Origin of the sequence: Pseudomonas sp. OVF7 (assembly GCF_030644265.1) — a bacterium.
GTDB classification, from domain to species: domain Bacteria; phylum Pseudomonadota; class Gammaproteobacteria; order Pseudomonadales; family Pseudomonadaceae; genus Aquipseudomonas; species Aquipseudomonas gorinensis.
This window is the reverse complement of the sequence record NZ_CP128996.1, coordinates 3,106,213-3,120,624: the sequence shown is the minus strand read 5'-3', so window position 1 is coordinate 3,120,624 and position 14,412 is coordinate 3,106,213. Positions and strand designations below refer to the sequence as shown.

Annotated in this window: 12 protein-coding genes; 10 read left to right on the top strand and 2 right to left on the bottom strand. The window is 61.0% G+C overall.

Annotated elements, in window-relative coordinates; genetic code table 11:
- Positions 1-7: 7 nt before the first annotated feature.
- Positions 8-1,105, top strand: a complete 1,098-nt coding sequence (locus QU606_RS14400; RefSeq protein ID WP_304998489.1) for a DNA alkylation repair protein — start codon at positions 8-10, stop codon at positions 1,103-1,105.
- A 492-nt stretch (positions 1,106-1,597) separates the two neighbouring features.
- Here the strand turns inward: QU606_RS14400 and QU606_RS14395 are convergent, their stop codons facing one another.
- Positions 1,598-2,491, bottom strand: coding sequence for a LysR family transcriptional regulator (locus QU606_RS14395; RefSeq protein ID WP_069076241.1), 894 nt, complete (start codon positions 2,489-2,491; stop codon positions 1,598-1,600).
- Between the two features lie 187 nt (positions 2,492-2,678).
- Here QU606_RS14395 and QU606_RS14390 point away from each other — a divergent pair, with 187 nt between their 5' ends.
- The 6 genes from QU606_RS14390 (at position 2,679) to QU606_RS14365 (ending at position 10,515) form a co-directional block, all read left to right on the top strand.
- Positions 2,679-4,349 (top strand): GMC family oxidoreductase, encoded by a 1,671-nt coding sequence (locus QU606_RS14390; RefSeq protein ID WP_069076242.1) that lies wholly within the window; start codon positions 2,679-2,681, stop codon positions 4,347-4,349.
- Positions 4,350-4,464: 115 nt separating this feature from the next.
- Complete coding sequence (locus tag QU606_RS14385; RefSeq protein ID WP_024074509.1) at positions 4,465-6,087, top strand: MFS transporter; 1,623 nt, start codon at positions 4,465-4,467, stop codon at positions 6,085-6,087.
- Positions 6,088-6,249: 162 nt separating this feature from the next.
- Complete coding sequence (locus tag QU606_RS14380) at positions 6,250-8,199, top strand: DNA topoisomerase III (protein ID WP_102625478.1); 1,950 nt, start codon at positions 6,250-6,252, stop codon at positions 8,197-8,199.
- Between the two features lie 129 nt (positions 8,200-8,328).
- Entirely contained in the window at positions 8,329-8,769 is a 441-nt protein-coding gene (locus QU606_RS14375; RefSeq protein WP_024074507.1) for a CBS domain-containing protein, read from the top strand.
- Between the two features lie 8 nt (positions 8,770-8,777).
- Positions 8,778-9,626 (top strand): NAD-dependent protein deacetylase, encoded by an 849-nt coding sequence (locus QU606_RS14370; RefSeq protein ID WP_069076245.1) that lies wholly within the window; start codon positions 8,778-8,780, stop codon positions 9,624-9,626.
- Between the two features lie 559 nt (positions 9,627-10,185).
- Positions 10,186-10,515, top strand: a complete 330-nt coding sequence (locus tag QU606_RS14365; protein ID WP_069076246.1) for a hypothetical protein — start codon at positions 10,186-10,188, stop codon at positions 10,513-10,515.
- A 100-nt stretch (positions 10,516-10,615) separates the two neighbouring features.
- Here QU606_RS14365 and QU606_RS14360 read toward each other — a convergent pair whose 3' ends face one another.
- The gene (locus QU606_RS14360; protein WP_069076247.1) at positions 10,616-11,515 is read right to left on the bottom strand and encodes a LysR family transcriptional regulator; all 900 of its coding nucleotides are present in this window, start codon (positions 11,513-11,515) and stop codon (positions 10,616-10,618) included.
- 132 nt (positions 11,516-11,647) lie between these two features.
- Here QU606_RS14360 and QU606_RS14355 point away from each other — a divergent pair, with 132 nt between their 5' ends.
- From QU606_RS14355 to QU606_RS14345, 3 genes are read left to right on the top strand one after another with little or no spacing between them, the layout of a single operon-like run.
- On the top strand, positions 11,648-12,346 hold the full coding sequence (locus QU606_RS14355; RefSeq protein WP_010566044.1) for a CoA transferase subunit A: 699 nt from the start codon (positions 11,648-11,650) through the stop codon (positions 12,344-12,346).
- Positions 12,347-12,377: 31 nt separating this feature from the next.
- Positions 12,378-13,037, top strand: a complete 660-nt coding sequence (locus QU606_RS14350; protein ID WP_024074503.1) for a CoA transferase subunit B — start codon at positions 12,378-12,380, stop codon at positions 13,035-13,037.
- A gap of 11 nt (positions 13,038-13,048) precedes the next feature.
- On the top strand, positions 13,049-14,230 hold the full coding sequence (locus tag QU606_RS14345) for an acetyl-CoA C-acetyltransferase (RefSeq protein ID WP_024074502.1): 1,182 nt from the start codon (positions 13,049-13,051) through the stop codon (positions 14,228-14,230).
- Positions 14,231-14,412 lie beyond the last annotated feature (182 nt).

The following is a 14,412-nucleotide window of genomic DNA, read 5'->3' as shown; positions in this document are numbered from 1 at the left end:
ATCACCGATGACCGACCAAAGCGCCCCGGCCCTCAAGGAAATCTTCAACGTCGAACGCCTGCAACACATCGCCACCGAAATGAGCGCGGTGTATCCGGCGTTCGACGCCAAGGGTTTCCTCAAGCATGCGAAGGCCGGGTTGGCCGAGTTGTCGGTGATGCAGCGCATGGCGCGGGTCAGCGAGAGCCTGCACGCGGTAATCGCGCTGGATTACCCGCAGACCCTGAAATTGCTCTACGCCTTGGCGCCGCGCCTGAACAGCGGGTTTGTCAGCCTGTTCCTGCCGCACTACGTGGCGAGTTACGGCCGGGATGACTTCAAGCGCTCCATGGCCGCGCTCAAATACTTCACCACGTTCGGTTCGGCCGAATTCGCTATCCGGCACTTCCTGTTGCACGATTTCCACCGCACCCTGGCGGTGATGCAACAGTGGTCGCGGGATACCAACGAACACGTACGTCGCCTCGCCAGCGAGGGCTCGCGGCCACGCCTGCCCTGGTCGTTTCGCCTGGCCGAAGTGCAGGCCAACCCCGAGCTGTGCGCGTCGATCCTAGACAACCTCAAGGCCGACAGCAGCCTCTACGTGCGCAAGTCCGTGGCCAACCATCTCAACGACATCACCAAGGACCACCCGGACTGGGTGCTCAGCCTGATTGAAGGCTGGAACCTCGACAACCCCCACACCGCCTGGATTGCCCGCCATGCACTGCGCAGCCTGATCAAGCAAGGCAACACCCGGGCACTGACGATCATGGGCGCAGGGGCCAAGGCCGAGGTGAAGATTCATCATTTGAGCGTCTCCCCGGCGGTCATCAAACTGGGCGAGCGCATCAACCTGTCGTTCAGCCTGGAGTCCACCGCCGCCACCGCGCAAAAGCTGGTGGTGGACTACGCCATCGACTATGTCAAAAGCGCCGGCCACAGCGCGGCCAAGGTGTTCAAGCTCAAGGCCTTCACGCTGGCGGCGGGTGAACATCAACGCATCAGCCGCGAGCAGCACATCCGCGAACTGACCACGCGTAAGCACTACCCTGGCAGGCATAAGGTGCATGTGCTGGTGAATGGGGAGCGATTGGGCAGTGCGGAATTCGTATTGCGCGATTGACTCGACTTAACCACCACCACAAATCAAAAGTGGGAAGAGGCTGCCCCCATGACCGCATTTTTGCGGCGAACGGGCTGTTGTGGCGAGCGGGCTTGCCCCGCGTTGGGCTGCGAAGCAGCCCCAATAAAGCAGAATGCGGTGTATCAGATATTGCCGGGGCGGCTGGTCTTGGGGCTGCTTCGCAGCCCAACGCGGGGCAAGCCCTAATGCCGTTCAGTTAAGGCTTTTTTGTAGGAGCGAGCTTGCTCGCGAAGAACTCACAGGCGCCGCGTTCACTCAGGAAACACGCGTTATCGTTGACGTTTTTCGCGAGCAAGCTCGCTCCTACAGAAGGCGATGTACGCTTAACTGAACGGCATTAGGGCAAGCCCGCTCGCCACAACAAGCCTACTAGCCACAACAAGCCCGCTCGCCACAGGGGTTCCAGTTTGCTGCGCGACAGCGCCAAGTTGGAGATTTAGCGGAGCCTCCCACATTGTTGATCCGGTTTCTTCAGTTGGATTCGCCGAGCAGCAGCGGCTGCTCCCGCGCGCACAACTCCACCACGTAATCCCACAACACCCGCAGCCGCACCGACTTGTGCAACTCCCTGCGCGAGCTGATCCAGTAGCTGCGCTGAATCCCCTCCCCCGGCAGCAACGGCACCAGGTCGGGGTCGCCGGCGGCCATGAAGCACGGCAACACGGCAATCCCCAACCCCGAGCGTGCCGCCTGGTGCTGGGCGATCACGCTGGTGCTGTGGAACACCACCTTGGGGTTACGGCAGAAACTGCTAAGGAACTTCAATTCCTGGCTGAACAGCAGGTCGTCGACGTAATCGATCCATGAATGGGCCGCGAGGTCTTCGCGTTTTTCAATCGGTGGCGTGCGCGCCAGGTAGGCGCGGCTGGCGTAGAGGGCCAGGCGGTAGTCGGTGAGCTTGCGCGTTACCAGTTGGTCGACGCTGGGGCGTTCGAGGTGAATACTGATTTCCGCTTCGCGGTTGAGAATGCTGACAAAGCGCGGCACCGCCACCAGCTCGACTTCCAACCCTGGGTAGCGCTCGAACAGCCCGCCCATGCGGCTGGCGAGGAACATCACGCCCAGGCCCTCGGCCACGCCCAGGCGGATCTTGCCTAGCGGGGCGGCGCTGTGGGTGAGTTCGTCTTCGGCCAGCAGCGCGACGTTTTCCATGGCTTCGGCGTGCTTGAGCAAGGCTTCGCCAGCAGGCGTCAGCTCGTAGCCCTGGGCGTGCTGCACAAACAACGCCGTACCCAGGCTTTTCTCGATGGCCTCGATATGCCGCGCCACCGTGGCGTGGGTAGTTTTCAGGCGCTGTGCGGCAGTCAGCAGGCGGCCGCTGCGCTGCAACTCCAGGAAATACCGCAGGTCATTCCAGTCGAACATGTCGCCTTTCTCCCTTGGGCATAAATAATGACTTAAGCCTCGCCACAACAAGCTCGTTCGCCAAAGGGGCTGGCGCCTACCGGCAGCGCTGTTTAAAAACGCACAGCAGCTGGGTAAAAACTAACATTTTTAAGACGAAAACTAACAACTAGGATGGAGCCAATAAGAAAAACAAGCGAGACCTCAGATGCCCATTGCAGCTGCGCAATACGATTACGTGGTAGTAGGCGCCGGCCCCGCGGGTTGCCTGCTGGCCAATCGACTGTCCGCCAACCCCGCCCACCGCGTGCTGCTGCTCGAAGCCGGTGGTCGCGACAATTACCCCTGGATCCATATCCCCGTCGGCTACCTGTTCTGTATCGGTAACCCGCGCACCGACTGGTGCTTCAAGACCGAAGCCCAGGAGGGCCTGCAAGGCCGCGCCCTGAGTTATCCACGCGGCAAGGTGCTGGGGGGCTGTTCCTCCATCAACGGCATGATCTACATGCGCGGCCAGGCCCAGGACTATGACGGCTGGGCGGCGGCAGGCAACGCCGGCTGGGCCTGGAAAGACGTGCTGCCGCTGTTCAAGCAGAGCGAAAACCATTTTGCCGGCGGCTCGGAATTCCACAGCGATGGCGGCGAATGGCGGGTAGAACAACAACGATTGTCGTGGCCGATCCTGGATGCGTTTCGCGACGCCGCGGCGCAGAGCGGCATTGCCAACATCAGCGACTTCAACCAAGGCGATAACGAAGGCTGCGGCTACTTTCAGGTCAATCAGAAGGCCGGGGTACGCTGGAATGCGGCCAAGGCATTTCTCAAGCCGATCCGCCAACGGCCTAACCTGACCGTGCTGACCGAGGTGGAGGTCGACCGTGTGCTGCTGGAGAACGGCCGCGCCTCCAAGGTACTCGGGCGCCAGCACGGCCAGCAGGTCAGTTGGGAAGCCCGCAAGGAGATCGTGCTATGCGCCGGCTCCGTCGGTTCGCCGGGTATCCTGCAACGCTCGGGAATCGGCCCCGCCCATGTGCTCAAGCCGCTGGGCATTGACGTGGTGCATGAACTGCCGGGTGTCGGCGGCAACCTGCAAGACCACTTGCAACTGCGGCTGATCTACAAGCTGGAAAACGCCCGCACCTTGAACCAGATCGCCGGCACCGTGTGGGGCAAGATGGGCATGGGCCTGCGCTACCTGTATGACCGCAGCGGCCCGCTGTCGATGGCGCCCAGCCAGCTCGGTGCGTTTGCCCGCTCCGGCCCGGAACAGACCTCGGCCAACCTTGAATACCATGTACAGCCGCTGTCCCTGGAGCGTTTTGGCGAGCCGCTGCATGCCTTCCCGGCCTTTACCGCGTCGGTCTGCGACCTGCGCCCGCACAGCCGTGGCCGCATCGATATCCGCTCAGCCAACCCGGCGGATGCACCGCTGATCCAGCCCAATTACCTCAGCCATCCGGAAGACTTGCGCGTCGCTGCCGATGCCATTCGCCTGACCCGGCGCATTGTGGCGGCGCCGGCCCTCAGCCAGTTCAAACCCGTGGAGTACCTGCCCGGCGATGCGCTGCAAACCGAAGAGCAACTGCACGAAGCCGCCGCGCGCATCGGAACGACTATCTTCCATCCCGTGGGCACCTGCCGCATGGGCGATGACAAGGACGCGGTGGTCGACGCGCAACTGCGCGTGCATGGCGTGCCCGGCCTGCGCATCGCCGATGCCTCGATCATGCCGCGCATTACGTCCGGCAATACCTGTTCACCGACGCTGATGATCGCCGAGAAAGCCGCGCAGTTGATCCTTTCACCGAATACTGCAGGAGCCAGCAGCCAACTCGAGAAAAATGCAAAGGCGCCACGTTCAGCCAGGTTTCCCGCGTAATCGTTGACGATTTTCGCGAGCAAGTCCGCTCCTGCTGAGGAACGGAAAACAGACCGGCGCCGAGGTTGGCGCCGACAGTGGAACAACAATAAATAATCACTGTGAGGGATACCCGATGTCAGAACATGCTCAAGTCCTGGGCTCGGCGGTCAGCCCGAGTACCGCCAGCGAATCAAGGAAAGTCATTTTCGCCTCGTCCCTGGGGACGGTGTTCGAGTGGTATGACTTCTTCCTCTACGGCGCCCTGGCGGCGGTGATCAGCAAACAGTTCTTTGCCGGGGTCAACGACACCACGGCGTTTATCTTTGCCCTGATGGCCTTTGCTGCCGGCTTCGTCGTACGACCGTTCGGCGCCCTGGTATTCGGTCGCCTGGGCGACATGATCGGACGCAAATACACCTTTCTCGTCACCATCATCCTGATGGGCGTCGCGACCTTTTGCGTCGGGCTGTTGCCCACTTACGCCAGCATCGGCATCGCGGCGCCGATCATCCTGATCGTGCTGCGCATGCTGCAAGGCCTGGCGCTGGGTGGTGAATATGGCGGTGCGGCCACCTATGTCGCCGAACATGCGCCGGTCGGCAAACGCGGTCTCCACACCAGCTGGATTCAATCCACTGCCACCCTCGGCCTGCTGCTCTCGCTGCTGGTGGTGCTGGCATGCCGTTACTTCACCGGTGACCAGTTCGAAGTCTGGGGCTGGCGCATTCCGTTCCTGTTTTCCATCGTACTGCTGGGCATTTCCACCTGGATCCGCATGAGCCTGCATGAGTCACCCGCCTTCCTGAAGATGAAAGAGGAAGGCAAGGCGAGCAAGGCGCCGATCCGTGAGTCCTTCGGCAAATGGGAAAACCTCAAGGTGGTGCTGATTGCGCTGTTCAGCATCAACGGCGGGCAAGCGGTGACCTTCTACGCGGCGCAGTTTTATGTGCTGTTCTTCCTCACGCAGTTCCTGAAGATGGACCCGGCCCTGGCCAACATGCTGTTGATCATCAGCGTCGTGATCGGGGCGCCGTTCTTTATCTTCTTTGGCTGGCTCTCGGACAAGGTTGGACGCAAGCCGGTGCTGATGCTCGGCCTGCTGCTGGCCACCGCGTTGTACTTCCCGATCTTCAAGAGCCTGGCGCACTACACCAACCCGGCGATGGACCAGGCCAGCCACCAGGCGCCAATCACCGTACTGGCCGACCCGGCCACCTGCACCTTCCAGTTCGACCCGGTAGGCAAGGCGCGTTTCGACAGCCCCTGCGACAAGGTCAAGACCTTCCTGGTCAAGCAAGGCCTGCCCTACAGCAGCGCCGCCGCCCCGGCCGGCAGCCCGGTGCAAGTGAGCGTGGGTGAAGTGCGTATCGATGGTTTTGACGAAGCCGCCCTGCGTGGCGCGGTGGCGCTGGCGGGTTATCCGACTTCGGCGGATGTGGCCCAGGTCAACAAGGTGATGGTGGTGGTGCTGATCGTCGCGCTGATCCTGATCGCAGCCATGTGCTACGGCCCGCTGGCGGCACTGATGGTGGAACTGTTCCCGACGCGCATCCGCTACACCTCGATGTCCCTGCCTTACCACATCGGTAACGGCTGGTTTGGTGGGTTCCTGCCAACCGTGTCGTTTGCCCTGGTGGTGTACACCGGCGATATCTTCTATGGCCTGTGGTACCCGGTAGCGGTGACTGGCGTTAGCCTGATCGTGGGGATGTTCTGCCTCAAGGAAACGCGGCATGTGGATATCGATAACAACTAAACCGATCTTCTGAACACAGGAGATCCCCTGTGGGAGGCTGCCCCTCCCACATTTTTTCCAGCGCCACACAAATAGCTGTATATCCATCCAGATAAAGGTTGATCATTTCCCGTCTTTTGCCCATCCTGCTCCCCATTCAACTCTGTATCGAATGGGCTGACCATGCGGCTGTTCCTCTGTGAAAAACCCTCCCAGGCCAAGGATATCGCGGCCGTGCTCGGCGCCAGTCGCCGTGGCGACGGTTGCTGGCTGGGCAGCGGAGTCACCGTCACCTGGTGCATCGGCCACCTGCTGGAAACCGCCCCGCCCGACGCCTACGACGCCAAGTACAAACGCTGGGTGCTCGCCGATCTGCCGATCGTCCCGCAAACATGGAAAATGCGGGTCAAGCCCAAGACCGCCAGCCAATTCAAGGCGGTCAAGCGCCTGCTGGGGGAAGCCCAGGAACTGGTGATCGCCACCGACGCCGACCGTGAAGGCGAAATGATCGCCCGGGAGCTGGTGGAACATTGCCGTTATCGCGGGCCGATCCAGCGGCTATGGTTGTCGGCGCTGGACGACGCCTCCATTCGCAAGGCCCTGGCCGCACTCAAGCCCGGTGCCGAGACCTTCAGCCTGTATCACTCGGCGTTGGGCCGCTCCCGCGCCGACTGGCTGATCGGCATGAACATGAGCCGCCTGTTTACCTTGCTCGGCCGTCAATCCGGCTACCAAGGCGTGCTGCCAGTGGGGCGCGTGCAAACCCCGACGTTGCGCCTGGTGGTGGACCGCGACCGCAGCATCGCCGACTTCGTGCCGGTGGCGTACTGGGCGATCGATGTCGACCTGCGTCATGAGCACATGACGTTCACCGCCCAATGGCGCGCCGCCGAGGACGCCTGTGACGACCAGGGCCGCTGCCTCAACCCGCAACTCGCCCGGGACGCCGCCGACGCCATGACCCAGGCCGCCCGCGCACAGTTGGTGAAGTTGCGCACCGAACGCATGCGCGAAGTGGCCCCCCTGCCCTTCGACCTGGGCACCCTGCAGGAAATCTGCTCGAAGAAGCTCGGGCTCGGCGCCCAGGAAACCCTGGATATCGCCCAATCCCTCTACGAAACCTACAAGGTCATCACCTACCCGCGCAGTGACTGCGGCTACCTGCCATTGAGCCAGCACAGCGAAGCGCCGAAGATTCTCGCCGCGCTGGGCCGCGCGGATGCGGCAGTGAACGAGTTGATGCCGCATATCGACCCCCAGCGCCGCTCACGAGCCTGGAATGATGCCAAGGTCAGCGCCCACCACGGCATCATTCCCACCGGGGCCGGCAAGGACGTTGGCCAACTCACCGGCAAGCACCGCGCGGTCTACACCCTTATTCGCGCGCGCTACCTGGCGCAGTTTCTGCCCAACCACGAATACGATCGCACCCAGGCGGATTTCGACTGCGCGGGCCAGGCGTTACGCGCGGTGGGCAAAGTCGTGATCGAAGCGGGGTGGAAACGGGCCTTGCCCGAAGCCCTCGCACCGGCCAAGGGGCGCGAAGCCCCGGCCCCCCAGGCCTTGCCAACACTGGTGCAAGGCCAGGAATACGCAGTGGCCAAGGTCAACCTGAAGGACCTGTGGACCCAACCGCCCAAACCCTTCACCGAAGGCGACCTGATCAAGGCGATGAAAAACGTCGCGAAACTGGTGGAAGACCCACTGCTCAAGCAAAAACTCAAGGACACCACCGGCATCGGCACCGAGGCCACCCGCGCCGGCATTATCCAAGGGTTGCTCGACCGGGGTTACCTGGTGAAGAACGGCAAGGCCTTGTCGGCAACCCCGGCAGCCTTCAGCCTGATCGACGCGGTACCCCGCGCCATCGCCGACCCCGGCACCACCGCGATCTGGGAGCAGGCGTTGGACATGGTGCAAAGCGGCGAGATGAGCCTGGAAGAATTCGTCGCCAAACAGGCGGCCTGGATGAGCAAGCAGGTGGCGCGCTGCAACGGCATGCGCATGACCATCATGGGGCCGGCCAGCCCGGCGGGCCGAGGCGCCGCACCGTGGAAAAAGAAGCGCAAGGCCGCACCCCGCAAGACCGCCGGCAGCCCCAAGCGCGGCAAAAAGCCAGCGAATGCGGGATGAAAGGTAAAAAAAACCGGCGAATGACGTTTTTCGACGGGTTTAACGCCGCTTTGGACCTTGCCGCCGCGCGGGCCGTCTAGGATTCTGTAGGGGGAGCCAGACTAACTAAAAAAAACCGGAGTGGTCGCCATGAAAACCGTTGCACAAGTGCTCAAAGCCAAGGACCAGAAAAACCAGGAAGTCCATGTCATCAAACACGACCACACCGTGTTTGAAGCACTGGTCCGGATGTCGGAGAAAAACGTCGGGGCCTTGCCGGTCGTTAAGGATGGCGTGGTGGTAGGCATCATCAGCGAACGTGATTACGCGCGCAAAATCATGCTCAAGGGTCTGTCGTCGGTCACTACAAAGGTCCATGAGGTGATGAGCTCTCCGGTGATCACCGTCGACACCCATAAAAAGGTCGATGAGTGCATGAACATCATGACCGACAGTCACCTGCGCCACCTGCCGGTGGTCGAAGACGGCAAACTGCTGGGCCTGCTCTCCATCGGTGACTTGGTAAAAGAAGCCATTGCCGACCAGGCCGACCTGATCAAACAGCTGGAGCAATACATCCGCGGCGAATAGGGGACCCCATGCTCGACACGCTGGAACATCAAGAGGATCACCTCGACACCCTGCACCGGGCCCTGGCCGAACGGCGCTTTCTGGTGTTGACCGGTGCAGGGATCAGTACGTCGTCGGGGATACCCGATTACCGTGACAGCGAAGGCGTACGCCGGGGCAAGGCGCCGATGATGTACCAGGAGTTCCTGGCCACACCGCAAGCGCGACGCCGTTACTGGGCGCGGGCAATGCTGGGTTGGCCGCGAGTACGTATCGCCCAACCGAACAACGCCCACCGCGCGCTGGCGACCCTGCAGCAACGCCAGCGCATCAGTGGCCTGATCACGCAAAACGTCGACACCCTGCATGATCAGGCCGGTAGCCACGATGTCATCGAACTGCATGGCAGCCTGCATCGAGTACTGTGCCTGGATTGCCAGCTACGCAGCCCCCGCGATGGCGTTCAGCGGCAAATGGAAATCGCCAATCCCTACCTGGCGCAGGTGCATGCCGTCCAGGCGCCTGATGGCGACACCTTGCTTGACCCGACCTTCGAAGAGCAGTTCCAGGTACCCCACTGCCCCCATTGCGATGGCGAACGACTGAAGCCGGATGTGGTGTTTTTTGGCGAGAACGTCGCGCCGGCCACTGCGGCCAGGGCGATGGCCGCAGTGGCGCAGGCCGAGGGCTTGCTGGTGGTAGGCTCTTCGCTGATGGCCTATTCGGCATTTCGCCTGTGCAAGGCGATGGTCGAACAGGGCAAGCCGGTGATCGCCATTAACCTGGGCAAGACCCGAGGGGATGAGCTCTTGCAGGTGAAAATCCAAGCCTCTTGTGAGCGGTTGTTGCCTTTGCTGGCCGAGCGGCTGGGAGCCTAAAGACACCACAGATCAACCCGTCGAAGGGGGCGGTGCGACGATTCGACTTACCCCCTCCCACCAGGGTCAAGTGCTGAATGGCCACTTGGCGCCGGCGACTAATCAGCACAAAAAATGACGCCCAAGTCACCTTCTCCTGCATCCTCCCGTCCCCACGGCGATTTATGTAGTGATCGAAAATAATCACTACATAACCGTTGACGTAACCTTTTTGTCCTTGCATGATCTAGACGTCTCCCGGATCGGGAGCGTTGGCAACAAGCGTTTTGAACAAGCTCGTCTGACCGCCGAGCTGTTTTTTCCGGATGTGCACTGCCCACAAGGCAGATTGATGAAGCTGACCGGCCCGAAAGGATCGGTACAAGGAGCTCAAACGCTGCTTGTCTTCGTTATGAAACCATTGCGTAGCAGTTCATCAGCAAGACTACATGCATCAGGTTCAAGACCCTGCCCGTATTCGGCAGACAGTCGCTGACGCCCGGTTTTCGGAACCGGAGACAACTTAAACGTGTATTAACGAATCAATTGATAGATCGCCAACTGGTCAAGGGGCTTACACATGAATCTGAACAACCAACCAACTATCGATGAATTGGCTGATATGTTCGCAGCGCAGAAAGACAAACTCGACGACCATATCCTGTGGATTGGTAAATCGGGCGAAGTCAAAATTGACTGCCTGGCGCCCCACACCGAAGAAGCGGAGTTCGACCGCAATAACCGTGAACTGGCGGCGCGCCTGCGGATGTACCGCCGCGGCCAGGGTTATGTCGGTAAAAAAGCGGCTGCCGATCGTAACTTTATCGAGCAGGTGTTCCATACACTTAATACCGAATGGCAGAACATCAAGGGCCAATCGCAAGTTAAAGTGATTGATAAATACTGCTGATAAAAAATCATTACAACATTAAGTCCGCCCGGTTAGCCGAGCGGACTTTTTTATGCGCGCGATTATTTTTTATTCATATAAACCGGCGCTGACGCAAGCGTCACAGCGGGAACCGGCCCTTCCCCGCCTCATCGCGAAAGATGTCAAACAACGCCTGCGCGGCGGCTGACAGTTCATACCCCGGCTTGGTCAACACCCCAATCGGCCGCTCTATCACCGGGTCGGTCAAGGTAATGCAATGGGCTCCCGCCTCCCGCATCTGCTGCGCACATAACGCCGGTACCGCGCTGACGCCCAAGCCGCTGGCAACCATCTTGCCCACGGTTGCCAATTGGTGGCTCTCCAATGCCACCGGTAGCTTGCGTTTTAAAGCGCCCAGGTGTTCTTCGAGCATCACCCGTACCGTAGAGGGCCGCTGCAAGGTAATAAACGGTTGCTCCAGCAGGGTTTGCCAATCGATCTCGGCGTACTGCGCCAGCGGTGAATCGCCAGGCACCACGGCAATGAAGCGGTCCAGGTACAGCGGGGTAAAGACCAGTGACGAGCCTTCCGCCGGCTCAAACGCCACGCCCAGCTCCACCTGGCGGTCGCGCACCATTTCCAGCACCTGTTCGTTGATCAGGTCGTGTACCGTCACATTCACCTGGGGGTAACGTGCGCGGAATATCTTCAGGATCGGCGGCAACAGGTTACCGGCGAACGACGGCATCGCGGCCACCGTTACCCGCCCCCGCTGCAGGGTGAACAACTGGCGCAGTTCGTCCTCGGCATTGTCCCAGTCAGCCATCAGCCGGCGTGCCAGGGGCAGCAGGGATTCGCCCTCGGGTGTCAGCGCGACATTGCGTGTATTACGGCTGAACAAGCGCCCGCCCAGCCCTTCTTCCAGGCCCTTGATGGTCAGGCTCAAGGCCGATTGGGAGAGGTGCAGGCGTTCGCAGGCAGCGGCAAAACTCAGGCTCTGGGCCACGGCAAGAAAGGCACGCATCTGTTTAACTGTCATGAGGCTACTCCGTAGACGGCTCGACTATGCTGTTTTCTAAATCAATCAACCTTAAAAAACAACTTAACAAATCAATCCGTCGGCGCAACACTTCGTTCAATGGCTGGACCACAAACAATAAAAGAGGTGCATATGGCAGGTTTCGATAAACGCGTGGCGTCCTATGAAGAAGCGCTGGCAGGCCTGGAAGACGGCATGACCGTGCTCGCGGGTGGTTTTGGCCTGTGCGGCATTCCGGAAAACCTCATCGCCGAAATCAAGCGCAAAGGCACCCGCGACCTGACCGTGGTTTCCAATAACTGCGGTGTCGACGGTTTCGGCCTGGGCGTGCTGCTGGAAGAAAAACAGATCCGCAAAGTGATCGCCTCCTACGTCGGTGAAAACGCGCTGTTCGAGAAGCAATTGCTCAGCGGCGAAATCGAAGTGGTGCTGACTCCCCAAGGCACCCTGGCGGAAAAAATGCGCGCAGGCGGTGCTGGCATCCCAGCGTTCTTCACTGCCACCGGTGTCGGCACGCCCGTCGCAGAAGGCAAGGAAACCCGTGAATTCAATGGCCGCCCCTACCTGATGGAAGAGTCCATCACCGGTGATTTTGCCATCGTCAAGGGATGGAAAGCCGACCACTTCGGCAACGTCATCTACCGCCACACGGCCCAGAACTTCAACCCGCTGGCCGCCACCGCCGGCAAGATCACGGTGGTCGAAGTCGAGGAAATCGTCGAACCGGGCGAGCTGGAACCGTCGCAGATCCACACCCCTGGCATCTACGTCGACCGGATCATCTGCGGCACCTTCGAGAAGCGCATCGAACAGCGCACCGTCCGCAAATAATCCACGTCCAGAACAATAAGAGGAAGTCACCATGGCTCTCACCCGCGAACAAATGGCTCAACGCGTCGCCCGCGAAATGCAGGATGGTTTTTACGTCAACCTCGGCATCGGCATTCCGACCCTGGTGGCCAACTACATCCCCGAAGGCATGGAAGTGATGCTGCAATCGGAAAACGGCCTGCTTGGCATGGGCCCGTTTCCCACCGAAGAAACCATTGATGCCGACATGATCAACGCCGGCAAGCAAACCGTGACCGCGCGTATCGGCGCCTCGATCTTCTCCTCCGCCGAGTCCTTTGCAATGATTCGCGGCGGCCACGTCGACCTGACCGTGCTGGGTGCGTTTGAAGTCGACGTCCACGGCAACATCGCCTCGTGGATGATCCCCGGCAAGCTGGTCAAAGGCATGGGCGGCGCCATGGACCTGGTGGCCGGCGCAGAAAACATCATCGTGATCATGACCCACGCGTCCAAGGACGGTGAGTCCAAGCTGCTCAGCCAATGCAGCCTGCCGCTGACCGGTGCGAACTGCATCAAGCGTGTACTGACGGACCTGGCCTACCTGGAAATCGAAAATGGCGCTTTTGTCCTCAAGGAACGCGCACCTGGCGTCAGCGTTGAAGAGATTGTGAGCAAGACCGCCGGTAAACTGATCGTCCCGGACAACGTTCCAGAAATGCACTTCCAGTGAGGACTGATTCCATGCAAGACGTCGTGATTGTCGCTGCCACCCGCACCGCCGTGGGCAGCTTTCAAGGTTCGCTGGCCAGCATCCCGGCACCGGAACTGGGCGCTGCCGTGATCCGTCGCCTGCTGGAGCAGACCGGCCTGGACCCGGCCGAAGTCGATGAAGTGATCCTCGGCCAGGTGCTCACCGCCGGCTCAGGCCAGAACCCGGCGCGCCAGGCCTCGATCCTGGCCGGCCTGCCCCATGCCGTACCCGCCCTGACCCTGAACAAGGTCTGCGGTTCGGGCCTCAAGGCCCTGCACCTGGGCGCCCAGGCCATCCGCTGCGGGGACGCCGAGGTGATCATCGCTGGCGGCATGGAGAACATGAGCCTTGCTCCCTACGTGTTGCCTGCTGCGCGCACCGGCTTGCGCATGGGCCACGCCAAGATGATCGACAGCATGATCACCGATGGCTTGTGGGATGCGTTCAATGACTACCACATGGGCATCACCGCCGAAAACCTGGTGGACAAATACGGTATCAGCCGTGAAGCCCAGGACGCCTTCGCCGCCGCGTCCCAGCAAAAAGCCGCGGCCGCCATTGAAGCCGGGCGCTTTGCCGATGAGATCACGCCGATCCTGATTCCCCAGCGCAAGGGCGACCCGATTGCCTTTGCAGTGGATGAACAGCCGCGCGCCGGCACCACCGCCGAATCCCTGGCCAAGCTCAAGCCGGCGTTCAAGAAAGACGGCAGTGTCACCGCCGGCAACGCCTCCAGCCTCAACGACGGCGCTGCTGCGGTGCTGCTGATGAGCGCGGACAAAGCCAAGGCCCTGGGCCTGCCGGTGCTGGCCCGTATCGCCAGCTACGCCAATGCTGGCGTCGACCCGGCAATCATGGGCATCGGCCCGGTCTCGGCGACCCGTCGTTGCCTGGACAAGGCCGGCTGGAAACTGGGCGACCTGGACCTGATCGAAGCCAACGAGGCCTTCGCCGCACAATCCCTGGCGGTGGGCAAAGAGCTGGAATGGGACGCCGACAAGGTCAACGTCAACGGCGGCGCCATCGCCATCGGCCACCCGATCGGTGCTTCAGGCTGCCGCGTACTGGTGACCCTGCTGCATGAAATGATCAAGCGCGACGCCAAGAAAGGCCTGGCGACGCTGTGCATCGGTGGCGGCCAAGGCGTGGCCCTGGCACTCGAACGCAGCTGATAAAAGAGCAACACTGAAAAGGCCCGGCTCCACGAAAAGCCAGGCCTTTTCTTTACGCGGTTTCCCTGAAGAAACACAGTCCTACTGTGGAAGGGGGCTTGCTCCCGATAGAAGCGGGTCAGCTACAGATGTATTAACTGACCCACCCTCATCGGGGGCAAGCCCCCTCCCACATCAGCTCT

Bases quoted from the DNA above. Each gene is read 5' to 3' on its own strand.
- QU606_RS14345 (WP_024074502.1), top strand. From the start codon at position 13,049: ATGCAAGACGTCGTGATTGTCGCTGCCACCCGCACCGCCGTGGGCAGC.
- QU606_RS14395 (WP_069076241.1), bottom strand. From the start codon at position 2,491: ATGTTCGACTGGAATGACCTGCGGTATTTCCTGGAGTTGCAGCGCAGC.
- QU606_RS14385 (WP_024074509.1), top strand. From the start codon at position 4,465: ATGTCAGAACATGCTCAAGTCCTGGGCTCGGCGGTCAGCCCGAGTACC.
- QU606_RS14360 (WP_069076247.1), bottom strand. From the start codon at position 11,515: ATGACAGTTAAACAGATGCGTGCCTTTCTTGCCGTGGCCCAGAGCCTG.
- QU606_RS14365 (WP_069076246.1), top strand. From the start codon at position 10,186: ATGAATCTGAACAACCAACCAACTATCGATGAATTGGCTGATATGTTC.
- QU606_RS14355 (WP_010566044.1), top strand. From the start codon at position 11,648: ATGGCAGGTTTCGATAAACGCGTGGCGTCCTATGAAGAAGCGCTGGCA.
- QU606_RS14380 (WP_102625478.1), top strand. From the start codon at position 6,250: ATGCGGCTGTTCCTCTGTGAAAAACCCTCCCAGGCCAAGGATATCGCG.
- QU606_RS14350 (WP_024074503.1), top strand. From the start codon at position 12,378: ATGGCTCTCACCCGCGAACAAATGGCTCAACGCGTCGCCCGCGAAATG.
- QU606_RS14400 (WP_304998489.1), top strand. From the start codon at position 8: ATGACCGACCAAAGCGCCCCGGCCCTCAAGGAAATCTTCAACGTCGAA.
- QU606_RS14370 (WP_069076245.1), top strand. From the start codon at position 8,778: ATGCTCGACACGCTGGAACATCAAGAGGATCACCTCGACACCCTGCAC.
- QU606_RS14375 (WP_024074507.1), top strand. From the start codon at position 8,329: ATGAAAACCGTTGCACAAGTGCTCAAAGCCAAGGACCAGAAAAACCAG.
- QU606_RS14390 (WP_069076242.1), top strand. From the start codon at position 2,679: ATGCCCATTGCAGCTGCGCAATACGATTACGTGGTAGTAGGCGCCGGC.